Origin of the sequence: Cellulosimicrobium sp. SL-1 (assembly GCF_011033075.1) — a bacterium.
Classification (GTDB): domain Bacteria; phylum Actinomycetota; class Actinomycetes; order Actinomycetales; family Cellulomonadaceae; genus Cellulosimicrobium; species Cellulosimicrobium funkei.
Genome location: NZ_JAACJC010000005.1, coordinates 365,061 through 385,694 on the forward strand (window position 1 = coordinate 365,061; position 20,634 = coordinate 385,694).

Genomic DNA, 20,634 nt, shown 5'->3' on the forward strand with positions numbered 1-20,634 from the left:
CGATGCTCCCACCGGCGTGCACCGCCTGCGACCGTTAGCGTGGCCGGATGCCGACGCTCTGGTGGTGCCGCCGCGACCTCCGCCTCGCCGACAACCCGGCCCTCGTCGCGGCGGTGCAGGCCGCCCGGGACGCGGACGACGAGGTCGTCGCGCTCTACGTGCTCGACCCCCGCCTGTGGGGCGCCGCGGGCGACCCGCGCCGCGCCTACCTCGCGCGCAGCCTCGCCGCGCTCGACGAGGCGACGGGCGGCCGGCTCGTCGTCCGGCACGGCGACCCGCGCGCCGTCGTGCCCGCCGTCGCGCGCGAGGTCGAGGCGCGCGAGGTGCACGTCGCGGCGTCGTTCGAGCCCTACGGCGTCGCCCGCGACGTCGCGGTCGAGGAGGCGCTGCCCGACGCCGACGCGCACCTCGTGCGCACCGGCTCGCCCTACGCCGTCGCGCCGGGGCGCCTGCGCACGCGCACCGGGACCCCGTTCCAGGTCTTCACGCCGTTCCGCGACGCGTGGGTCGAGCACGGCTGGCGCGACCCGGCGCCGAGGCCGCGCGACGTGCCGTGGGCCACGCTCCGGTCGGACGGCGTCCCCGCCGACCCCGGTACCGACGCCCGGCTCCCCGCGGCGGGCGAGGCCGCGGCGCGACGGCGCTGGCGCAACTTCCTCGCGGACCACCTCGCGGGCTACGCGACCGAGCGCGACCGCCCGGACCGGCCCGCGACGTCGGGCATGTCGGTGCCGCTGAAGTGGGGCGAGCTGCACCCGCGCACGCTCCTCGCCGACGTGCGGAGCGCCCTGCACGACGGCTCCGCGCCGTCCGACGACGCGCTCGCCTACCGCTCCGAGCTCGCCTGGCGCGAGTTCCACGCGGACGTCCTGTTCCACCACCCGGGGGCGGCGCAGCAGTCGTTGCGGACCGTCGTCCCGGAGGACGCGTGGGCGGAGGGTGCCGCCGAGGACGCGTACCTCGCCGCGTGGGCCGAGGGCCGCACGGGCTACCCGCTCGTCGACGCCGGGATGCGCCAGCTCCTCGGCGAGGGGTGGATGCACAACCGCGTGCGGATGGTCGTGGCGTCGTTCCTCGTCAAGGACCTGCACGTGCGGTGGCAGCGCGGCGCGGAGCACTTCATGGCGCACCTCGCGGACGGCGACGTCTCGCAGAACCAGCTGAACTGGCAGTGGGTCGCGGGGACGGGCCGCGACGCCGCGCCGTACTTCCGCATCTTCAACCCCGTCACCCAGGGCAAGAAGTTCGACCCCGACGGCACGTATGTGCGCCGGTGGGTGCCGGAGCTGCGGGAGGTCGAGGGCCGGGGGGTCCACGAGCCGTGGACGCTGCGCGAGCTGCCGGCCGGGTACCCCGAGCGGATCGTCGACCACGCCGTCGAGCGGAAGGTCTCGCTCGACGACTTCGAGCGGGCCCGGCGCGCCTGACGCGTTCTTCTCAACCAAAGGGTTGACGACTTGCCGGGTGCGGCGTAGCGTCGTTGTCAACCAATGAGTTGACGAACCGGACGCCGTACCCCGGCGCCCCACGAGGAGGTCCCGTGACGGCCGACCCGCTCTCCCGCGTGTTCTCGGCGCTCGCCGACCCCACGCGCCGCGACATGGTGGCCCGGCTCGCGTCGGGAGACGCCAGCGTCGGGGAGCTCGCCCGGCCGTACGACATGTCCGTCCAGGCGGTGTCCAAGCACCTGCGCGTGCTCGAGGACTCCGGCCTGGTGACCCGCACGACGGACGCCCGGCGCGCCCCCGTGCACCTCGAGGCGGAGGTGCTGGACCTCATGACGAAGTGGATCGAGCGCTACCGGCGCGAGGCCGAGGACCGCTACCGCCGCCTCGACGACGTCCTGCGCGACCTGCCCGACCGACCGGGCACCACCGAGAACGACCCGACGACAGGAGCAGCACCATGACCACCACCGGCACCCACGAGACCGAGATCGTCGTCCCCACGGACCTCCCGATCGTCCGCATCGTGCGCGAGTTCGACGCGCCCGCGGCGAAGGTCTTCCGCGCCCACCTCGACCCGGAGCTCTTCGCGCGCTGGAACGGCCCGCGCTACCTCACCCAGCGCAACGAGCTCTGGGACGTGCGCACGGGCGGCGCGTACCGGTACGTCCAGGTCGACCCGGACGGCAACGAGTACGCGTTCTTCGGCAGCGTCCACGAGGTGCGCCCGGACGAGCTCATCGTCCAGACGTTCACGTTCGAGGGCTTCCCCGACGGCGTCTCGCTCGACCGCCTCGTGTTCGAGGACCTGCCCGACGGCCGCAGCCGGCTCACCGCGACGTCGCTCGTCGACTCGTTCGAGGGCCGCGACGGCTTCGTCGCGAGCGGCATGGAGGTCGGCGTGCGCGAGGGCTACGAGCAGCTCGACGAGCTCCTCGCGCAGTCCTGACCCCCACGCCCTCCACCCCGCCGAGGTAGAGCCCCGGTCCGCCGAGGTAGAGCCGTGGTCGCGACCAGGGCTCTACCTCGGGCGACCAGGGCTCTACCTCGCGCTCGACGAGGGGCGGCACCCACCAGCGGTGCCGCCCCTCGTCGTGTACGGGTCAGGTGGTTCCCCGTGCCCGGCCCCCGCGGCCGGGCACGGGAGTCTCAGCCCCTCACGCGTCGCCGCGCGCGAGCAGGCGGCCCGTGGGGCGGTCGAGGGTGATCTCCTCGCCCCGCAGGTACGTCGCGACGACGGCGCCCGAGAGCGCGCGGTCGGCGTACGGCGTGATGGGGTTCTTGTGGTGCAGGGCCTTCGGGTCGACGACGAACGCCGTGTCCGGCTCGACCACCGCGAGGTCCGCGTCGAAGCCGAGCGCGATCGAGCCCTTGCGCCGCAGACCCGCGACGGCCGCCGGGCGAGCCGACATCCACTCGACGACGCGCGCGAACGGCACGCCCCGCGTCCGGGCCTCGGTCCACACGATCGCGAGCCCGAGCTGGAGCGACGACACGCCGCCCCACGCCGTCCCGAAGTCGCCCGTGTCGAGCTCCTTGAGGTCGGGCGTGCTCGGCGAGTGGTCCGAGACGATGCAGTCGATCGTGCCGTCGAGCAGCCCCTCCCAGAGCAGCTCGCGGTTGTCGATCTCCCGGATGGGCGGGCAGCACTTGAACTGCGTCGCGCCGTCGGGGATCTCCTCGGCCGCGAGCGCCAGGTAGTGCGGGCACGTCTCGACCGTGAGGCGCACGCCCTCGCGCTTCGCGCTCCGGATCATCGGCAGCGCGTCCGAGCTCGACAGGTGCAGCACGTGCGCGCGCGCCCCGGTCCAGCGCGCCGCCTCGATCACCGCGGCGATCGCGACGTTCTCCGCGCCGCGCGGGCGCGACGCGAGGAACGTGTCGTAGTGGTCGCCGTGCGGGGTGGGCGCCCGCTCGATCGCGCGCGAGTCCTCGGCGTGCACGAGCATGAGCCCGTCGAAGTCGGCGAGCAGGCGCAGGTCGGCCTCCAGCTCGTCCGGCTCGAGGTACCCGAACTCCTCGACCCCCGAGTGCAGCAGGAAGCACTTGAACCCGAACACGCCCGCGTCCCACAGGGGCCGCAGCTCGTCCGCGTTGCCGGGCACGGCGCCGCCCCAGAACCCGACGTCGACGAACGCCTGGTCGCGCGCGACCTTCTGCTTGGTCTCGAGCGCCTCGACGTCGACCGTCGGGGGGATCGAGTTGAGCGGCATGTCGACGATCGTCGTCACCCCGCCCGCGGCGGCGGCCCGCGTCGCGGACGCGAACCCCTCCCACTCGGTGCGCCCCGGCTCGTTCACGTGCACGTGCGTGTCGACGAGCCCGGGGACCAGCACCTGGTGCGGCCCCAGCTCGACGACGCGCGCGCCGTCGAGCCCCGCGCCGAGCGGCTCGATCGCGCGGACCACTCCCCCGACGACACCTACCTCGCGCGGGTGCTCGCCACCGGCGACGAGCACGCGCTCGCCGCGCACGACGAGGTCGTACTCGTGCCCGCGACCGCTCACCTCACCCGTGCCCATCGCGCCCTCCGTCATGTCTCCTGCTCCCTGGGTGCGGCGTGCTCAGTCGAGCAGCGCGGTGGCGGTGGGGGCGTCCTCGGCCGAGATCGCGAGGTCCTCGAACTCGTTCACGCCCGTGATCTCGACGCCCATGGCGATGTTCGTGACGCGCTCGAGGATGACCTCGACCACGACCGGCACGCGGAACTCCGCCGCCATGGCCTGCGCCTTCGCGAACGCCTCGCCGAGCCCCTCGGGGTCGGTCACGCGGATCGCCTTGCAGCCCAGCCCCTCGGCCACCTTGACGTGGTCGACGCCGTAGCCGCCCAGCTCGGGCGAGTTGACGTTCTCGAACGAGAGCTGGACGTGGTAGTCCATGTCGAAGGCCCGCTGCGCCTGGCGGATCAGGCCCAGGTAGGAGTTGTTCACGACGACGTGCACGTACGGCAGGTTGAACTGCGCGCCGACCGCGAGCTCCTCGATCATGAACTGGAAGTCGTAGTCGCCCGAGAGCGCGACGACCGGCTCGTCCGGCACGGCCTTCGCGACACCGAGCGCCGCCGGCCCCGTCCAGCCGAGGGGCCCGGCCTGGCCCGCGTTGATCCAGTGCCGCGGCTTGTACACGTGGAGGAACTGCGCGCCGGCGATCTGCGAGAGCCCGATGGTCGTGACGTAGCGCGTCTCGGGGCCGAAGGCCTTGTTCATCTCCTCGTACACGCGCTGCGGCTTGATGGGGATCTCGGTGAAGTGCGTCTTGCGCTGCAGCGTCCGCTTGCGCTCGGCGCACTCGGCCGCCCAGCCCGCGTAGTCGCGCGCACGGCCGGCGTCGCGGCGCTCGCGCGCGACCTCGACGAACAGCTCGAGGGCCGCCTTCGCGTCCGAGACGATGCCGTAGTCGGGCGCGAACACGCGACCGATCTGCGTCGGCTCGATGTCGACATGGACGAACGTGCGGCCCGCGCGGTACGTGTCGAGGCCGCCCGTGTGGCGGTTGGCCCAGCGGTTGCCGATGCCGAGCACGAAGTCGGACGCGAGCAGGTTCGCGTTGCCGTAGCGGTGCGACGTCTGGAGACCGGCCATGCCGGCCATGAGCGCGTGGTCGTCCGGGATGACGCCCCAGCCCATGAGCGTGGGGATCACGGGGACGCCCAGCGTCTCGGCGAGCTCGACGAGCAGGTCCTCGCCGCCCGCGTTGACGATGCCGCCGCCCGCGACCAGCAGGGGACGCTCCGCCGCGAGCAGCAGGTCGATCGCCTTCTCGGCCTGGGCGCGCGTCGCCGTCGGGCGGTGCACGGGCAGCGGCTCGTAGGTCGCCGGGTCGAACTCGATCTCCGTGAGCTGCACGTCGATCGGCAGGTCGACGAGCACCGGGCCCGGGCGGCCCGAGCGCATGAGGTGGAACGCCTGCTGGAAGACCTGCGGCACCTGCCCGGCCTCGAGGACGGTCTTGGCCATCTTCGTCACCGGAGCGGCGATGCTCGCGATGTCGACGGCCTGGAAGTCCTCCTTGTCGAGCTTGGCGACCGGCGCCTGGCCCGTGATGCAGAGCATCGGGATCGAGTCGGCCCACGCGGCGTAGAGGCCGGTGATCATGTCGGTGCCCGCGGGGCCCGACGTGCCGATGCAGATGCCGATGTTCCCCGGCTTCGCGCGGGAGTAGCCGTCGGCCATGTGCGACGCGCCCTCGACGTGGCGGGCGAGCACGTGGTCGATGCCGCCGTGCGCGCGCATCGCGGAGTAGAAGGGGTTGATGGCGGCGCCGGGCAGGCCGAACGCCTGGGTCGCGCCCTCGATCTCGAGGATCGCCACTGCGGCGTCCACCGCACGCATACGAGGCATGGTTTCTCTCCTTGCTGGAGGTGACGTCGTCGTCGGGGGGAAGGTCAGGAGCCGTCGCGGCCGGACAGGCGCTCGACGCCGCGGAACAGGCCGGAGTGGTCGAGGCCGCCGTCGCCGTTCGCGCGGGCGGAGGCCATGAGCTGGGCGACGAGGCCGCCGAGCGGCGCGACGACGCCCGCCTCGCGGGCCGCGGCGGTGACGATGCCGAGGTCCTTGTGGTGGAGCTCGATCCGGAAGCCGGGGCCGAAGTCGCGGTCGAGCATCTTGCGCGCCTTCTGGTTCAGCACCGCCGAGCCCGCGAGGCCGCCGCCCAGGACCTCGATCGCGGCCTCGGTGTCGACGCCGTAGGCCTCGAGGAAGACGACCGCCTCGGCGAGCGCCTGGATGTTCGCGGCGACGATGAGCTGGTTCGCGGCCTTGACCGTCTGGCCGGAGCCGTTCGGGCCCACGTGCACGACCGTCTTGCCGACGATGTCGAGGAACGGCTTGGCCGCCTCGAAGTCCTCGGGCGTGCCGCCGACCATGATCGACAGCGCGGCGTTGATCGCGCCCGGCTCGCCGCCCGAGACGGGGGCGTCGACGATCCGCAGGCCCGCGTCCTTCGCCTGCTGCGCGAGCGCGACCGTGACGTCCGGGCGGATCGAGGAGAAGTCGACGACGAGCGCGCCGGGCTTCGCGTTCGCGAGGACGCCGTCGTCGCCGGTGAGCACCGCCTCCACGTCGGGCGAGTCCGGGACCATGATCGCGACGACGTCGGCGCCCGAGACCGCGTCGGCGACCGACGCGGCCGCGCGACCACCCGCCTCGACGAGCGGCGCGGTCTTCTCGGGGCTGCGGTTGTAGCCCGCGACGTCGTGCCCGGCGTTCTGCAGGTGGACGGCCATGGGGCTGCCCATGATGCCGAGTCCGATGAAGGCGATGGAGGCCATGGTGTGCTCCTCTTGGGTGGTTCGGGTCGGGGGGTCGCGTCAGCGCTCGGCGGCGGGGAGCCACGCGAACGGGTCGGCGGCCGCGGTCTTGTACTCGAGGCCGATCCAGCCGTCGTAGCCGCCGGCGCGCAGGTCCTTCGTCCAGCGCTCGATCGGCAGGTCGCCCGTGCCGGGCTCGCCACGACCGGGCGCGTCCGCGACCTGCACGTGCGCGATGCGGCCGCGGTAGGTCGACAGGGCCGCGTCGACGTCGTCGCCGTTGACGGCCAGGTGGTAGACGTCGAACAGGAGACCGAGGTTCGTCTCGCCGTGGTCGGCGGCGACCCGGTCGATGACGCGCACCGCGTCGGCCGCGGTCTTCAGCGGGTAGGCCGGCGCGCCGCTCACGGGCTCGACGAGCACCGTGCCTCCGATGCGCCCGACGGCCCGCGCCGCGAGCGCGAGGTTCTCGGCACCGAGCTCGTCCTGCACCTCGGGCGTCTCGCCCTCCTGGCGGTTGCCGTAGAGCGCGTTGAACGCGCGGCAGCCGGTGCGCTCCCCGATCGCGGTGACGACGTCGAGGTTCGCGCGCAGGTCGGCGGAGCGCGCGGGCCACGACACGAGGCCGCGGTCGCCGCCGGGCATGTTCCCGGCGTCGAAGTTGAGGCCCGTGAGCTGCACGCCCGCGGTCTCGATCGCGCCGACGAACGCGTCCACCTCGTCGCGGGCGGGCGTGGGCGACGCGAACGGCCACCAGAACTCGACGCCCCGGAACCCCGCCGCCGCGGCGGCGGCCGGCCGCTCGAGCAGCGGCAGGTCCGTGAGCAGGATCGAGCAGTTGACGGTGTACGTCGGTGCGGGGCTCATCGTCGTCTCCCTGGGTCCGTCCGCGTCTCGCTGCGTTGCGATTCCATCTTGCGGAACTTTTCTTCTGCTGTATGGAAGTGTAGGCACGCGCGTCGCCGGGCGTCAACAGCGCCACCGCCCTCGGCCCGGAGCGCACGGACGACGAAGGGCCCGGCCCCTCCAGGGGGACCGGGCCCTTCGCGCGACGTCGCCGACGGTCGTCAGCGCCGACGGTCGAGCTTCACCTGCCGGTTCACGTCCTTGTAGAGCAGGTAGCGGAACGGCTTGGGGCCGCCCGCGTAGCAGGCCTGCGGGCAGAACGCCCGGAGCCACATGAAGTCGCCCTCCTGCACCTCGACCCAGTCGCCGTTGAGGCGGTAGACCGCCTTGCCCTCGAGCACGTAGAGGCCGTGCTCCATGATGTGCGTCTCCGCGAACGGGATGGACCCGCCGGGCTGGAACGTCACGATGTTGACGTGCATGTCGTGCGCGAGGTCGTCGGGGTCGACGAACCGCGTCGTCACCCACACGCCGTCCGTGTCCGGCATCGCGCGCGGCTCGACGTCCTGCTCGCGCGTGACGAACGACGTCGCGGTGTGGCCCGGGATCGGCTCGTACACCTTGCGGATCCACTGGAACGCGGCCTTGGCGTCCGAGCGGTTGTGCAGCGCCCACCGCTCCCCCGCCGCCAGGTACGCGTACCCGCCCGGCTCGAGCACGTGCTCGACCCCGGCGAGCGTGAGCACGAGCGTGCCCTCGGTGACGAAGACGACGGACTGCACGGTCTCCTCGTCCTCGCCCTGGTCCGACCCGCCGCCGGGCGAGACCTCCATGACGTACTGCGCGAACGTCGTCGCGAAGCCCTCGATCGGCCGGGCGAGCACCCACAGCCGGGTCTTGTCCCAGCCGGGCAGGTTGCTCGTGACGATGTCGCGCAGCACGCCGCGCGGGATCACCGTGTACGCCTCGGTGACGATCGCGCGGTCGGTGAGCAGCTCGGTCTGGCCGGGCAGGCCACCCTGCGGGGTGTAGTAGGGGGTGGTCTGGGTCATGGGGTCACTCCTCGGAGGTCGTGGCCGTGCCGGTGGCGGTACCACGGCGGACGGCGGGAAGGATGGGAGGGCGGGCGCTCAGCCCGCGACCGGCTGCGGCGCGCGCCCGGAGACGCGGACCGCGTCGAGCCCGGCGCGGTCGAGGCCGGTCGCGGTGCGGACCTCGGTCTCGGTGAGCGCGCCGCAGTCGACGCCGCGTCCGAGGAACCAGGCCATCGCCTTGGCGGTCGCCGGCTCGTCGAGGACGCCCCCGGCGTCGGGCACGAACCCGACGTACGCCGCGAGGCGCGCGAGCGCCGACGCCGCGCCCTCGCGGTAGAAGGCGTACGTCGCGGCGAACCGGCTCGGGAGCTGCGCGGGGTGCAGGTCCCAGCCCTGGTAGTACCCGCGCTCGAGCGAGCGGCGCACGAGCCGCCCGTGCAGTCGCCACGCGGCGTCGACGGCCTGGGGGTCACCGACGGGCAGGACGTTCGTCGACCCGTCCGACAGGCGCACGCCCGTGCCCGCGACGGCGAGCTGCATGACCGACTTCGCGTGGTCGGCCGCGGGGTGCTCCATCGACTGGTACGCCGCCGCGATGCCGAGCGACGCCGAGTAGTCGTACGTGCCGTAGTGCAGCGCCGTCACACGACCCGGCGCGGCGTGCACCAGGCGGGCGACCGTCGCCGTGCCGTCGGCCGCGAGCAGCGCCTGCGGCGTCTCGACCTGCACCTCGAACCGCAGGGTGCCCGGTTCGAGGCCGTTCGCCTCCTCGACGTGCTCGCACGCGCGCGCCATCGCCTCGACCTGCTGCGGCGCGGTGACCTTGGCGAGCGTCACGACGAACCCGTCCGGCAGGGCGCGGGCCTCGCCGGCCCCGGCGCGACCCGCGACGAGCTCCGCGACGAACAGCGCGAGGGTGCGCACGCCACGTCGGCGCGTCGCCTCCTCGAGGCACTTGATGCGGATGCCCGCGAACGGCGTCGCGGTGCCCTGCGCCTCGGCCCGGACGAGCTCGCGCGCCGCCGCGATCACCGCGGCGTCCTCCGCCGCGTCGCCGCGGTCGCCGAGCCCGTCCTCGAAGTCGATCCGGAGGTCCTCGATCGCCTCGACCGCGAGCTTCGCGCTCACGCGCTCCGCGACGGCGTCCGCGAGGTCGCCCCCGGCCCCCTCCCCGACGCCCAGCAGGTCCACGAGACGGCGGACGCCGCCTGCGCCGTCGACCGCCTCGCGCGCCCGGGCCGCCCACTCCGGTGCGAGGCCGGCCGCGTACCGGTCGCCCGACACGTAGACGGTGTGCACGGGCTGGCGCGAGCCGTCGTCGCCCGGGTAGCGGGCCGCGAGCTCCGCGTCCCAGGGCGCGAGCAGCCCGTCGAGCGACGCGTGCAGCGCCGCGACGCCGTCCTCGCTGAAGCCGCGGACCGAGCCCGCCTCGGGACCGGCCGGCATCAGGACGCGTCCTGCTCGTGCGCGACGACGTCCTCGTACGCGGGCAGCGTGAGGAAGTCGACGTAGTGCTCGTTGAGCGCGATGTCCTCGACGAGCGCCGCCGCCCGGTCGTACGGCCCGGCGTCGTAGGCCTCGTGCCCGACGTCGTCCCGCAGCCGCGCGGTCTCCTCGCGCAGGAGCGTGCGGACCAGGTCCGCGGTGACGGTCGTGCCCGCGCTCTCGCCCGCGGTGAACGACGCGCCCGAGCGCACCCACTGCCACACCTGCGAGCGCGAGATCTCCGCGGTCGCGGCGTCCTCCATGAGGTTGTGGATCGCGACCGCGCCGTTGCCCGCGAGCCACGCCGCGACGTACGCGACGGACACGTAGAGGTTGTTGCGCAGCCCCGCCTCGGTGACGTCCCCCTGCGCGGACGCCACGTCGAGGAGCTGGTCGGCCGTGACGTGGACGTCGGGGCGCTGCCGGTCGAGCTGGTTGGGTCGCTCGCCGAGCACCCCGTCGAACACCTCGCGGCACACCGGCACGAGGTCCGGGTGCGCGACCCACGACCCGTCGAAGCCGTCGCCGGCCTCGCGCTGCTTGTCGGCGCGCACCTTCTCGAACGCCTGGGCGGTGACCTCGGGCTCGCGGCGGTTCGGGATGACGGCCGCCATGCCGCCCATCGCGAACGCGCCGCGCCGGTGGCACGTCTGCACCAGCAGCTCGGTGTACGCGCGCATGAACGGCGCGGTCATCGTGATGGACCCGCGGTCGGGCAGCGTGAACGACGGCCCGGAGTCGCGGAAGTACTTGATCACGGAGAACAGGTAGTCCCAGCGGCCCGCGTTGAGCCCGGACGCGTGGTCGCGCAGCTCGTAGAGGATCTCGTCCATCTCGAACGCGGCCGGGATCGTCTCGATGAGAACCGTCGCCCGGATCGTCCCGTGCGGGATGCCGAGCGCCTGCTCCGCGTGCGTGAAGACCTCGTCCCACAGGCGCGCCTCGAGGTGGGACTCCATCTTCGGCAGGTAGTAGTACGGCCCGGAGCCGCGCGCGACGAGCTCCGCGGCGTTGTGGAAGAAGTGCAGCCCGAAGTCGACGAGCGCGCCCACGGCGGGCGTCCCGTCCACGGTGAGGTGCACCTCGTCGAAGTGCCACCCACGGGGCCGCACGACCATGACGGCGAGCGGGTCGCCGTCGGTCTCCGGGCGCAGCGCGTACTGCTTGCCCTCGGGCGACGTGAACGCGAGCGTGCGGCGCGTCGCGTCGTGCAGGGCGACCTGCCCCCCGACGACGTTGCTCCAGTGCGGCGTCGACGCGTCCTCGAGGTCGGCGAGCCAGACCTTCGCGCCCGAGTTGAGGGCGTTGATCGCCATCTTGGGCGTCGGGGGCCCGGTGATCTCGACGCGGCGGTCCCGGAGGTCGGCGGGCGCGCCGGCGACCGTCCAGTCCCCCGCGCGCACGTCGGCGGTCTCGGGCAGGAAGTCGAGGCGACCCGTGCGGGCGACCTGCTCGCGCCGCGCGGCCCGGGCGGCGAGCAGCTCGTCGCGGCGGGCGCCGAACCGGCGCTGCAGGTCGGCGACGAAGTCGAGCGCGTCCGGCGTGAGGATCTCGTCGGACCGCTCGACGGCGGGTCCGTGGACGGCGACGGCCGTGGTGGTGGTCATGGTGGTGTCCTTTCTGCGGGGCGGGCCGGGCTGACGAGGGTGCGTCAGGACCGGGCTGCTGACCCGACGTGGTGGCCCGACGTGCTGCTCTCCTGAGCCTGGCCCGCGCGGTCGCGCTCCGCGACCTCGGCGACGGCGCGCGCGACGGCCGTGGAGACGGCCGGCTCGAAGACGCTCGGGACGATGTAGCTCGCGCTGAGCTCCTCGGGCGCGACCGCGTCGGCGATCGCGACGGCCGCGGCGCGCAGCATCTCGTCGGTGATCTCGCTCGCGCCGACGTCCAGCAGGCCGCGGAAGAGGCCCGGGAAGGCGAGCACGTTGTTGATCTGGTTCGGGTAGTCGCTCCGGCCCGTGGCGACGACCGTCGCGTGCTGCGCCGCGGCGATCGGGTCGACCTCCGGCGTAGGGTTCGCCAGCGCGAAGACGATCGCGTCGTCGGCCATGGTGGCCACGTCGTCGCCCGTGAGGATGTTCGGCCCCGAGACGCCGATGAAGACGTCGGCACCGGCCAGGCCCTCGCGCAGCGTGCCCGTGAAACCCTCGGGGTTGGTCGTCTCCGCCAGGCGGCGGCGGTGCTCGTCGGTGAGGCTCGCGCCGGGGTGGATCGCGCCCTGGCGGTCGAACGCGACGATGTTGCCCGCGCCCTGGCCCTGGAGCAGCGCGATGATCGCGTTGCCCGCCGCGCCGACACCGGAGACGACGATGCGCACGTCCTCGATGGCCTTGCCCACCACGCGCAGCGCGTTCGTCAGCGCCGCGAGCACGACGATCGCCGTGCCGTGCTGGTCGTCGTGGAACACGGGGATGTCGAGCTCCTCGCGCAGGCGGCGCTCGATCTCGAAGCAGCGGGGCGCGGAGATGTCCTCGAGGTTGATCCCGCCGTACACGGGCGCGATGGCCTTCACCGTGCGGATGATCTCCTCGGTGTCGGTCGTGTCGAGGCACACCGGCCAGGCGTCGACGCCCGCGAACTGCTTGAACAGCGCGGCCTTGCCCTCCATGACGGGGAGGGCCGCGGCGGGACCGATGTCGCCCAGGCCGAGGACGGCGGTGCCGTCGGTCACGACCGCGACCGTGTTGCGCTTGACCGTCAGACGGCGCGCGTCCTCGGGCCGCTCCGCGATGGCGAGGCACACGCGCGCCACGCCCGGCGTGTAGGCACGGGCCAGGTCGGCGCGGTGGCGCAGCGGCACCTTGGGGTTGACCTCGAGCTTGCCGCCGAGGTGCATGAGGAACGTCGCGTCGCTCACGTGCCGCACGGTGAGGCCGTCGAGCGCGCTCAGCGCGTCCCGGATCTGCTCCACGTGCGCGGCGTCGACGGTGTCGGCCGTGATGTCGACGACGAGGCGGTCGGCGCCCGACTCCGAGACGTCGACGCCCGTGATCGCGGCACCCGTCGCGCTCACGGCCGCGACGAGGTCGCTCGCCGTGCGGTGACCGCTGGGGGCCTCGACGCGCAGCGTGATGGAGTAGCTCGGGCTGGTCGCGGCGTTCTTCGCCGTCGCGGCCTGCGTCTCCGGGGCCTTCGTCTCGGACGTCATGTTCGTTCCTTCTTCTCGTATGCTGATGCGTGTCTTCCGTGATGCGGAAGGGAGTGCGGGAGGTTCCCGCACTGCTCAGGCGAGGTGCGCCCGCCGTCGGGCGGCACCTGGTGGACAGGAGATGGTGAGATGGCCGAGACACCGGCGGCGACGGAGCCGACGGAGACCGCGCCGGGCACGCGGACGGCGAAGCCGGCCGGGGGCGTGCAGTCCGTGGACCGCGCGATCGAGCTGCTCGAGCTGCTCGCCGACTTCGGCGGGGAGTCCGGCCTGAGCGAGCTCGCGCAGCACGCGGGGCTCCCCCTGCCCACGATCCACCGCCTGCTGCGCACGCTGCTCGCCCAGGGCTACGTGCGCCAGACGCCGTCGCGGCGGTACACCCTCGGCCCGCGCCTCATCCGGCTCGGCGAGTCGGCGGGCCGCCAGCTCGGCGCCGGTGCGCGCCCCTACCTGGAGCGCCTCGCCCACGACCTCGGCGAGTCGGCGAACCTCGCGATGATCGACCGCGACATGGCGGTCTACGTCGCCCAGGCGTCGTCGAGCCACTCGATGCGCATGTTCACCGAGGTCGGACGACGCGTGTACACGCACTGCACGGGCGTCGGCAAGGCGGTCCTCGCCCAGCTCCCCGACCAGACGGTGCGCGAGATCATGGGCCGCGTCGGCATGCCCCCCGCGACGGACCAGTCGATCACCGACGTCGACGCGCTCCTCGCGGAGCTCGCCGCGACCCGCGAGCGCGGGTACGCGATCGACGACGGCGAGCAGGAGCTCGGCGTGCGCTGCTTCGCCGTCGCGGTGCCCGACGCCCCGACCCCCACCGCGCTGTCCGTCTCCGGGCCCGCGGCCCGCGTGACGTACGAGTTCGGCGAGCACGCGGTCCCGGTGCTGCACCGCGTCGCGAGCGAGCTCACGCGCGAGCTCATCACCGCGGCGCCCTGAGATGGGCGCGCCCTGCCCGGCCGCGGGGGCTCCGCGGCCCGGCAGGGCGCGTCCGTCCGTCATGTCGGCTCAGCAGAACCCGGTGACGGTCGCCCAGGCGCGCGGCTCGGCCGGGACGTCCTCACGCAGGACGGTCGCCTCGATGAGACCGTACGGGCGGTCGGCCGCGTAGAAGACCTCGTTCGGGTTGTCGAGGCCGAACGGCGCCAGGTCCACGAGGAAGTGGTGCTTGTTCGGCATCGAGAACTTGATCTCCGCGATCTCCGGGACGGCCTCCAGGACGGCCTTGCCCATCGCGAAGAGCGTCTGCTGGAGCGCGAGCGAGTGCGTCGTCGCGAACGCCTCGAGCTGGATCGCGCGGACCTTCGCGTACACCGCGTCGAAGTCGACGTCGGTGGTCGTGTAGCGCCAGCGCGAGGTGACCGACGTCGCGAGGATGCGGTCGTCCGTCTCGACGAGCGTCGTGTAGCGGTCGCGGGGGAACCCGTGGAACTCCGAGCCCGTCGACTTGAGGACGACAAGGTCCGTGAGGCCCGAGACGACGAAGACCTCGTCGCCGTCGCGCTGCACGACCGTGGTGCGCGTCTCCTGGTTGTTGCGGACGAACGCGTGGTCGTGCTCGCCGTCCGAGGTCTCGATCCGGTTCCAGGAGTACTGCTCGATCTCCCAGCGCCCGCCCTCGATCCACTCGAAGTCCTCGACGAAGTGCTGCCCGAGGCGGATCGCGAATTCCTCGATCGCGCCGACGCCGTCGCGGGCGAACGCGTAGATCGTGTTCTTCTGCGTGTCCGTCGCGACGCACCGGGAGTTGTCCCCCTCGCGGTGCGTGGCCTCCTGCCCGCCCCTCAGCTGTGAGGAGACGTTGACGTCCGTGATCTCGTGGCGGGGCGTGGAGCGGTCGACGCGCACGAGGCGCACCTCCGCCTTGCCCCACTGGTTGTCGCCCAGGACGATGGCCCCGCTGCTCTGCGTGGCCGCCGACTGCTCGGCAGTCGTGGTGGTGCTCATGTCAGCTCCCTCGATAGGTCGAGTAGGCGAACGGGCTGAGCAGGACGGGGACGTGGTAGTGCTGCTCAGCGCTCGCCACCCGGAAGACGATGACGACCTCCGGGTAGAAGGACACGGTGTCTCGCCGGTCGAAGTACTCGGCCGTGTCGAACACGAGCCGGTACGTACCGGGGACGAGGGTCTCGGGCCCGAGCTGGGGCACGCGACCGTCGTCGTTCGTGCGGGAGGACGCCACCAGGGACCAGCCCTGCCCCGTCGTCCCCTCCGCGATCTCCGGAGCCGCCTCCAGGCGGACGGTGATCCCCTCGGCGGGCCTACCGCTGGCCGCGTCGAGTACGTGCGTGGTGATGTGGCTGGCGTGGGTGCTCATGCCGTCAGCATTCCCTTCAGCCGCAGCGCGGCGATCTCGCGCAGGTTGCGGGCGGCGTTCGCCCGCTCGGTCTCGGCGTCGTTGCCCAGCCGCTCGGTGAGCTGCTCGAGGATCTCCTCGGCGCTGCGCCCGGCGGCCCGGACGAGGAACACGTGGCCGAACCGCTGCTCGTACGCGCGGTTCCCCTCGGCGAGCCGGCGCGTCACGTCGTCGACGGAGGTGTCGACGCCGGCCTGCTCGGAGCGCGACATGCTCGCGTCCGCGGCCTCCCCCTCGGCACGCTCGCCGATCCGGGGGTGGCGCGCCAGCGCGGAGTCGACCTCGTCGTCCGTCCACGGGTCGGCGGCGGTGAGCGCCGCCTCGGCGGCGTCCTCCACGGTCGCGTACGGGCGCCCGGCCGCGACCTCCTCGGCCCAGCGGTCCACGTGGGCGCACGCGAGGAGCGCGTCCCGCGCCTCGTCCGGCGACCACCGGTTGAACTCGTCCAGCGTCATCGCTGCGTTCCCTCTCGACGACCGGGCCGGGCGGCACACCGCCCGACCTTCGGAGTGGATTCCACATCTCGGAAGTTTGTTTCCGTCTTATGAATGTACGTCCTGGGTCGGGTGATGTCAACCACGGTGCCGCTCCAGGGGTCGGGCGGCGAGCGTCGCGCCCCGAGCACCCCGGCCACGGTGGACGACGAAGGGCCCGGCAGCGGATGCTGCCGGGCCCTTCGTGCGGTCGTGCGGTCGTGCCCGCGGACGGCTCAGGACGCGCCGAGGCCCGCCCGGAACTCGTCCTCGAGGATGCTCATGACCGTCGCGTCCGCCCACCCGTCGCCGTCGCGGTAGACGTCGCGCAGCCGACCCTCCTCGCGGAAGCCCAACGACTCGTAGAGCATCCGGGCGCGGGGGTTGATGCTCAGCACGTCGAGGCTCACGCGATGCAGGCGCGGTCCCTCGTGCCGGACGCCGTCCACGTCGGTCGACCCGTCGAACGCGAACCGCAGCACCTCGAAGATGGCCTCGCGACCGTAGCCGCGCCCGCGGTAGTTCGGGAGCAGCGCGAGCCGCAGGTTCGCCGAGCGCGCGTGCTCGTCGAGGTCGTTGAGCACGATCTCGCCGATCAGCTCGTCGCTCACCGGCTGCCCGTCACGCACCGCGCCCGGCGTGATGGCCCAGTCGTACCGGCCGTCCCGGTCGCTGACGGTCGCCACCCACTCGTCGATCTGGTCGCGCGTGAAGGTCGCCGTCGTCCCCGTGAGCCGGTTGGCCTCCGGGTCCTGCAGCGACTCCCACATGCGGTCCGCGTCCCACGCCTCGATCGGGCGCAGACGCACCATCTCCCCCAGGACGACCGGTCCGCGCGTCACGGCGGTCAGCCGATCCGCTCGAGGACGAGCTCGCGCACGCGGCCCGCGTCCGCCTGGCCGCGGGTCGCCTTCATCACGGCGCCGATGATCGCGCCGACGGGCCCGAGGTTCCCGCCCCGGACCTTCTCCACGATGTCCGGCTGCGCGGCGAGCGCCTCGTCGATCGCGGCGAGCAGCGCACCGTCGTCAGAGACGACCTCGAGGCCCCGAGCGGTGACGACCGCCTCCGGGTCCCCCTCGCCGGCGAGCACGCCGTCGAGCACCTGGCGCGCGAGCTTGTCGTTGATCCGGCCCGCGTCGACGAGACCCTGCAGCGCGGCGATCTGCGCGGGCGTGACGGGCAGCGCCTCGAGCGCCACCTCGTCCTGCTTGGCGCGGCGCGCGAGCTCGCCCATCCACCACTTACGCGCACCGGCCGGGCTGGTGCCCGCGGCGACGGTGGCCTCGATGAGGTCGAGCGCGCCCGCGTTCACGACGTCGCGCATCTCGGCGTCGGCGTAGCCCCACTCGCCCTGGAGCCGACGGCGGCGCGCGACCGGGAGCTCGGGGAGCCCGGCACGGATCTCCTCGATCCACTCGCGCGGCGGCGCGATCGGGACGAGGTCGGGCTCCGGGAAGTACCGGTAGTCCTCGGCGTCCGACTTCACGCGGCCCGACGTCGTGATGCCCGTGTCCTCGTGCCAGTGCCGGGTCTCCTGGACCACAGTGCCGCCCGCGTCGAGCACGGCGGCCTGGCGCGAGACCTCGTAGCGCACAGCCCGCTCGACGGAGCGGAACGAGTTGACGTTCTTCGTCTCGGTGCGCGTGCCGAGCGGCGACTCGGGTGTCGGGCGCAGCGAGAGGTTCACGTCGGCGCGGACGTTGCCGCGCTCCATGCGCGCCTCGGACACGTCGAGCGCCCGGAAGATGTCGCGCAGCGTCTGCACGTACGCGCGCGCGACCTCGGGGGCGCGGTCGCCCGCGCCCGTGATCGGCCGCGTGACGATCTCGACGAGCGGGATGCCGGCGCGGTTGTAGTCGACGAGCGAGTACTCGGCACCGTGGATGCGACCGGTCGCCCCACCCACGTGGGTGTTCTTGCCGGCGTCCTCCTCCATGTGCGCGCGCTCGATCTCGACGCGGAACACGGTCCCGTCCTCGAGTTCGACGTCGATCCACCCGTCGTAGGCGATGGGCTCGTCGTACTGGGACGTCTGGAAGTTCTTCGGGACGTCCGGGTAGAAGTAGTTCTTGCGCGCGAACCGGCACGTCTCGGCGATCTGGCAGTTGAGCGCGAGACCGATGCGGATCGCGTACTCGACAGCCTTGCCGTTGACGACCGGCAGGGCGCCCGGGAGCCCGAGCGAGACCGGGGTCACCTGGGTGTTCGGCTCGGCGCCGAAGCTCACCTCGGCCGGGCAGAACATCTTGGTCAGCGTGCCGAGTTCGACGTGCACCTCGATCCCGATGACGGGGTCGTAGCGGCGCGTGGCGTCGGCGTAGTCGACGAGGTCGACGGTCGTGGCGGTCATCCGACCTGGCCCTCCTGTGCGTTCGTGGCCGTGGGCAGCGCGGGCGCGCGGTCGAGCAGCGGTCCGCCCCACGAGCCGACCAGGGCGGCCTCGAGCGCGGCGCCCACCCGGTACATGCGGTCGTCGGCCTTGGCCGGCGCGAGGATCTGGAACCCGACGGGCAGGCCGTCGTCCGACAGGCCCGAGGGCACCGACATCCCGGGGACCCCCGCGAGGTTGGCGGGGATCGTCGCGACGTCGTTGAGGTACATGGCGAGCGGGTCGTCGAGCTTCTCGCCGAACCGGAACGCCGTGGTCGGCGCCGTCGGCGAGACCAGGACGTCCGCCTGCTCGAAGGCGGCGGCGAAGTCCCGCTGGATGAGCGTGCGGACCTTCTGCGCGCTGCCGTAGTAGGCGTCGTAGTAGCCGGCCGAGAGCGCGTAGGTGCCCAGGATGATGCGGCGCTTTACCTCGTCGCCGAAGCCGGCGCCGCGCGTGGCGGCCATGACGCGCTCCGCGGTCACAGGGCCCTCCTCGGGCTCCACGCGCAGGCCGAAGCGCATGCCGTCGAACTTCGCGAGGTTGCTCGACGCCTCCGACGGCATGATCAGGTAGTACGCGCCGAGCGCGTACTCGAAGTGCGGGCAGGAGACCTCGACGATCTCGGCGCCGAGCCCGCGCAGGAGGTCGAGCGACTGCGCGAAGCGCGCGCTCACGCCCTCCTGGTAGCCCTCGCCCGTGAGCTCCTTGACGACGCCGACGCGCAGGCCCGAGAGGTCGCCCGTGGCGCCCTGGACCGCGGCGTCGACGAGCGCCGGCCCGCGGCCGGGGATCGACGTGGAGTCGCGCGGGTCGTAGCCGCCGATGAGCTCGTGCAGCAGCGCGGCGTCGAGCACGGTGCGCGTGACGGGGCCCGCCTGGTCGAGCGAGGACGCCATCGCGATGAGCCCGTACCGGGAGACGCCGCCGTACGTCGGCTTGACGCCGACGGTGCCGGTGACGGCCCCGGGCTGACGGATCGAGCCGCCCGTGTCCGTGCCGATCGCGAGCGGGGCCTCGAACGCCGCCACCGCCGCGGCGGAGCCGCCGCCCGACCCGCCGGGGATCCGGTCGAGGTCCCACGGGTTGCGGGTGTTGCCGTACGCGGAGTGCTCGGTCGACGAGCCCATGGCGAACTCGTCCATGTTCGTCTTGCCGAGGATCGGGAGCCCGGCGGCGCGGATCTTCTCGACGAGCGTCGCGTCGTACGGCGGCACCCAGCCCTCGAGGATCTTGGAGCCGGCCGTCGTCGGCATGCCCTTCGTCACGACGACGTCCTTGACCGCGATCGGCACACCGGCGAGCCGGTGCACCGGCTCGCCCGCGACGCGGAGGTCGTCGACCGAGCGGGCCGTCGCCAGCGCATCGTCGGTGTTGACGTGGAGGAACGCGTTGACCGCGCCCTCGACCGCGCCGATCCGGTCGAGGTGCGCCTGGGTGGCCTCGACGCTCGAGAAGTCGCGCGCCTCGAGCCCTTCGGCGAGCTCGGCCGCGGAGAGCCGTGTCAGGTCCGTCATCTCACTCCTCCCCGAGGATCTGCGGTACGGAGAACCGGCCGTCCTCCGCCGCGGGCGCGCCCGCGAGGACGTCCTCGACGGGCAGCGGCGGCTCGGGGATGTCGTCACGGAAGACGTTCGACATCGGGATCGGGTGGCTCGTCGCGGGGACGTCGGGCGTCGCGACCTCGCTGACCTTGGCGATGGCGTCGACGATCACGTCGAGCTCGCCGGAGAGCCGGTCCAGCTCCTCGGGTCGCAGATCGATGCGGGCCAGCGCGGCGACGCGCGCGACCTCGTCACGGGAGATGGTGGACATGCCCCCATTCTAGTGGGGACACGCGCCGTGGCCCGCCTCCGGCCGGCCCGCAGCCTGATCAGCCTGCGCTCGGTGGCGCAGCCACACCGCTCTGCCCGGCGTCCGGAGAAGCGTGGTGCGAGGTGCGCGCCCGGGGGCGCTGCCTCTGCTCCGGCTCGACGCCGGCACACCCCCCGCTCCGCGACGGCTCGGGCGGACGCCGGGGCCAGCGCCGACGCCGACGCCGACGCCGACGAGAGGGTCGGCCACGACGGGTTCGCCCCGTCTCGCGGTGTGGGGGTATGCGGAAATGCCGAAGGCCCACCCCGTGTGGGGTGGGCCTTCGGTGAAGGGTTGTCCGGCGGCGTCCTACTCTCCCACCCCGTCTCCAGGGCAGTACCATCGGCGCTGAAGGGCTTAGCTTCCGGGTT

Annotated in this window: 18 protein-coding genes and 1 pseudogene; 4 read left to right on the forward strand and 15 right to left on the reverse strand. The window is 73.2% G+C overall.

The window, feature by feature from the left end; translation table 11 throughout:
* Positions 1 to 47: 47 nt before the first annotated feature.
* The 3 genes from GWJ10_RS10170 (at position 48) to GWJ10_RS10180 (ending at position 2,394) form a co-directional block, all read left to right on the forward strand.
* On the forward strand, positions 48 to 1,427 hold the full coding sequence (locus GWJ10_RS10170; RefSeq protein WP_163187232.1) for a deoxyribodipyrimidine photo-lyase: 1,380 nt from the start codon (positions 48 to 50) through the stop codon (positions 1,425 to 1,427).
* Between the two features lie 113 nt (positions 1,428 to 1,540).
* A complete protein-coding gene (locus GWJ10_RS10175) occupies positions 1,541 to 1,909 on the forward strand; it encodes a metalloregulator ArsR/SmtB family transcription factor (protein ID WP_043654229.1) in 369 nt (122 codons plus the stop codon).
* Positions 1,906 to 2,394 carry an SRPBCC family protein gene (locus GWJ10_RS10180; protein ID WP_085387610.1) on the forward strand — a complete coding sequence of 163 codons (489 nt, stop codon included), beginning with the start codon at positions 1,906 to 1,908 and terminating at the stop codon, positions 2,392 to 2,394. The genes GWJ10_RS10175 and GWJ10_RS10180 overlap by 4 nt, the downstream gene beginning before the upstream one ends.
* A gap of 208 nt (positions 2,395 to 2,602) precedes the next feature.
* On the opposite strand, the gene allB is transcribed toward GWJ10_RS10180, so the two are convergent.
* The 8 genes and pseudogenes from allB to GWJ10_RS10220 form a co-directional block, all read right to left on the reverse strand.
* Positions 2,603 to 3,982 carry an allantoinase AllB gene (allB, locus tag GWJ10_RS10185; protein WP_241005742.1) on the reverse strand — a complete coding sequence of 460 codons (1,380 nt, stop codon included), beginning with the start codon at positions 3,980 to 3,982 and terminating at the stop codon, positions 2,603 to 2,605.
* A 27-nt stretch (positions 3,983 to 4,009) separates the two neighbouring features.
* Positions 4,010 to 5,785 carry a glyoxylate carboligase gene (gcl, locus tag GWJ10_RS10190; protein ID WP_021481125.1) on the reverse strand — a complete coding sequence of 592 codons (1,776 nt, stop codon included), beginning with the start codon at positions 5,783 to 5,785 and terminating at the stop codon, positions 4,010 to 4,012.
* A 44-nt stretch (positions 5,786 to 5,829) separates the two neighbouring features.
* Positions 5,830 to 6,720: pseudogene (locus GWJ10_RS10195) on the reverse strand (2-hydroxy-3-oxopropionate reductase); the annotation flags it as partial.
* 33 nt (positions 6,721 to 6,753) lie between these two features.
* On the reverse strand, positions 6,754 to 7,560 hold the full coding sequence (locus GWJ10_RS10200) for a TIM barrel protein (protein WP_086151230.1): 807 nt from the start codon (positions 7,558 to 7,560) through the stop codon (positions 6,754 to 6,756).
* Between the two features lie 200 nt (positions 7,561 to 7,760).
* On the reverse strand, positions 7,761 to 8,591 hold the full coding sequence (locus tag GWJ10_RS10205) for a bifunctional allantoicase/(S)-ureidoglycine aminohydrolase (protein WP_021481128.1): 831 nt from the start codon (positions 8,589 to 8,591) through the stop codon (positions 7,761 to 7,763).
* 78 nt (positions 8,592 to 8,669) lie between these two features.
* Positions 8,670 to 10,019 (reverse strand): aldolase/citrate lyase family protein, encoded by a 1,350-nt coding sequence (locus tag GWJ10_RS10210; protein ID WP_163187235.1) that lies wholly within the window; start codon positions 10,017 to 10,019, stop codon positions 8,670 to 8,672.
* Positions 10,019 to 11,665, reverse strand: coding sequence for a malate synthase A (aceB, locus tag GWJ10_RS10215; RefSeq protein WP_085387606.1), 1,647 nt, complete (start codon positions 11,663 to 11,665; stop codon positions 10,019 to 10,021). Before aceB ends, GWJ10_RS10210 begins: the two co-directional genes overlap by 1 nt.
* A 44-nt stretch (positions 11,666 to 11,709) precedes the next feature.
* Positions 11,710 to 13,206, reverse strand: coding sequence for an NAD-dependent malic enzyme (locus GWJ10_RS10220; protein WP_021480427.1), 1,497 nt, complete (start codon positions 13,204 to 13,206; stop codon positions 11,710 to 11,712).
* Between the two features lie 129 nt (positions 13,207 to 13,335).
* On the opposite strand from GWJ10_RS10220, the gene GWJ10_RS10225 reads away from it, so the two are divergent.
* Positions 13,336 to 14,148 (forward strand): IclR family transcriptional regulator, encoded by an 813-nt coding sequence (locus GWJ10_RS10225; RefSeq protein ID WP_061268761.1) that lies wholly within the window; start codon positions 13,336 to 13,338, stop codon positions 14,146 to 14,148.
* Positions 14,149 to 14,217: 69 nt separating this feature from the next.
* Here the strand turns inward: GWJ10_RS10225 and pucL are convergent, their stop codons facing one another.
* The 7 genes from pucL to gatC all read right to left on the reverse strand — a co-directional run bounded on the left by pucL (position 14,218) and on the right by gatC (position 20,224).
* Complete coding sequence (gene pucL / locus GWJ10_RS10230; protein WP_163187237.1) at positions 14,218 to 15,156, reverse strand: factor-independent urate hydroxylase; 939 nt, start codon at positions 15,154 to 15,156, stop codon at positions 14,218 to 14,220.
* A 1-nt stretch (position 15,157) separates the two neighbouring features.
* A complete protein-coding gene (uraH, locus tag GWJ10_RS10235) occupies positions 15,158 to 15,526 on the reverse strand; it encodes a hydroxyisourate hydrolase (protein WP_021480424.1) in 369 nt (122 codons plus the stop codon).
* A complete protein-coding gene (gene uraD / locus GWJ10_RS10240) occupies positions 15,523 to 16,020 on the reverse strand; it encodes a 2-oxo-4-hydroxy-4-carboxy-5-ureidoimidazoline decarboxylase (protein ID WP_163187239.1) in 498 nt (165 codons plus the stop codon). The genes uraH and uraD overlap by 4 nt, the downstream gene beginning before the upstream one ends.
* A 254-nt stretch (positions 16,021 to 16,274) precedes the next feature.
* The gene (locus tag GWJ10_RS10245; protein ID WP_241005743.1) at positions 16,275 to 16,880 is read right to left on the reverse strand and encodes a GNAT family protein; all 606 of its coding nucleotides are present in this window, start codon (positions 16,878 to 16,880) and stop codon (positions 16,275 to 16,277) included.
* A gap of 5 nt (positions 16,881 to 16,885) precedes the next feature.
* On the reverse strand, positions 16,886 to 18,391 hold the full coding sequence (gene gatB / locus GWJ10_RS10250; RefSeq protein WP_061268762.1) for an Asp-tRNA(Asn)/Glu-tRNA(Gln) amidotransferase subunit GatB: 1,506 nt from the start codon (positions 18,389 to 18,391) through the stop codon (positions 16,886 to 16,888).
* Positions 18,388 to 19,926, reverse strand: a complete 1,539-nt coding sequence (gatA, locus tag GWJ10_RS10255) for an Asp-tRNA(Asn)/Glu-tRNA(Gln) amidotransferase subunit GatA (RefSeq protein ID WP_163187241.1) — start codon at positions 19,924 to 19,926, stop codon at positions 18,388 to 18,390. Before gatA ends, gatB begins: the two co-directional genes overlap by 4 nt.
* A gap of 1 nt (position 19,927) precedes the next feature.
* Entirely contained in the window at positions 19,928 to 20,224 is a 297-nt protein-coding gene (gene gatC / locus GWJ10_RS10260; protein WP_021480419.1) for an Asp-tRNA(Asn)/Glu-tRNA(Gln) amidotransferase subunit GatC, read from the reverse strand.
* Positions 20,225 to 20,634 lie beyond the last annotated feature (410 nt).

Coding starts and splice junctions, on each gene's coding strand:
- allB (WP_241005742.1), bottom strand. CDS start 3,982: ATGACGGAGGGCGCGATGGGCACGGGTGAGGTGAGCGGTCGCGGGCAC.
- gatA (WP_163187241.1), bottom strand. CDS start 19,926: ATGACGGACCTGACACGGCTCTCCGCGGCCGAGCTCGCCGAAGGGCTC.
- aceB (WP_085387606.1), bottom strand. CDS start 11,665: ATGACCACCACCACGGCCGTCGCCGTCCACGGACCCGCCGTCGAGCGG.
- GWJ10_RS10170 (WP_163187232.1), top strand. CDS start 48: ATGCCGACGCTCTGGTGGTGCCGCCGCGACCTCCGCCTCGCCGACAAC.
- GWJ10_RS10180 (WP_085387610.1), top strand. CDS start 1,906: ATGACCACCACCGGCACCCACGAGACCGAGATCGTCGTCCCCACGGAC.
- GWJ10_RS10225 (WP_061268761.1), top strand. CDS start 13,336: ATGGCCGAGACACCGGCGGCGACGGAGCCGACGGAGACCGCGCCGGGC.
- uraD (WP_163187239.1), bottom strand. CDS start 16,020: ATGACGCTGGACGAGTTCAACCGGTGGTCGCCGGACGAGGCGCGGGAC.
- gatC (WP_021480419.1), bottom strand. CDS start 20,224: ATGTCCACCATCTCCCGTGACGAGGTCGCGCGCGTCGCCGCGCTGGCC.
- GWJ10_RS10220 (WP_021480427.1), bottom strand. CDS start 13,206: ATGACGTCCGAGACGAAGGCCCCGGAGACGCAGGCCGCGACGGCGAAG.
- gatB (WP_061268762.1), bottom strand. CDS start 18,391: ATGACCGCCACGACCGTCGACCTCGTCGACTACGCCGACGCCACGCGC.
- GWJ10_RS10200 (WP_086151230.1), bottom strand. CDS start 7,560: ATGAGCCCCGCACCGACGTACACCGTCAACTGCTCGATCCTGCTCACG.
- pucL (WP_163187237.1), bottom strand. CDS start 15,156: ATGAGCACCACCACGACTGCCGAGCAGTCGGCGGCCACGCAGAGCAGC.
- uraH (WP_021480424.1), bottom strand. CDS start 15,526: ATGAGCACCCACGCCAGCCACATCACCACGCACGTACTCGACGCGGCC.
- GWJ10_RS10205 (WP_021481128.1), bottom strand. CDS start 8,591: ATGACCCAGACCACCCCCTACTACACCCCGCAGGGTGGCCTGCCCGGC.
- gcl (WP_021481125.1), bottom strand. CDS start 5,785: ATGCCTCGTATGCGTGCGGTGGACGCCGCAGTGGCGATCCTCGAGATC.
- GWJ10_RS10210 (WP_163187235.1), bottom strand. CDS start 10,019: ATGCCGGCCGGTCCCGAGGCGGGCTCGGTCCGCGGCTTCAGCGAGGAC.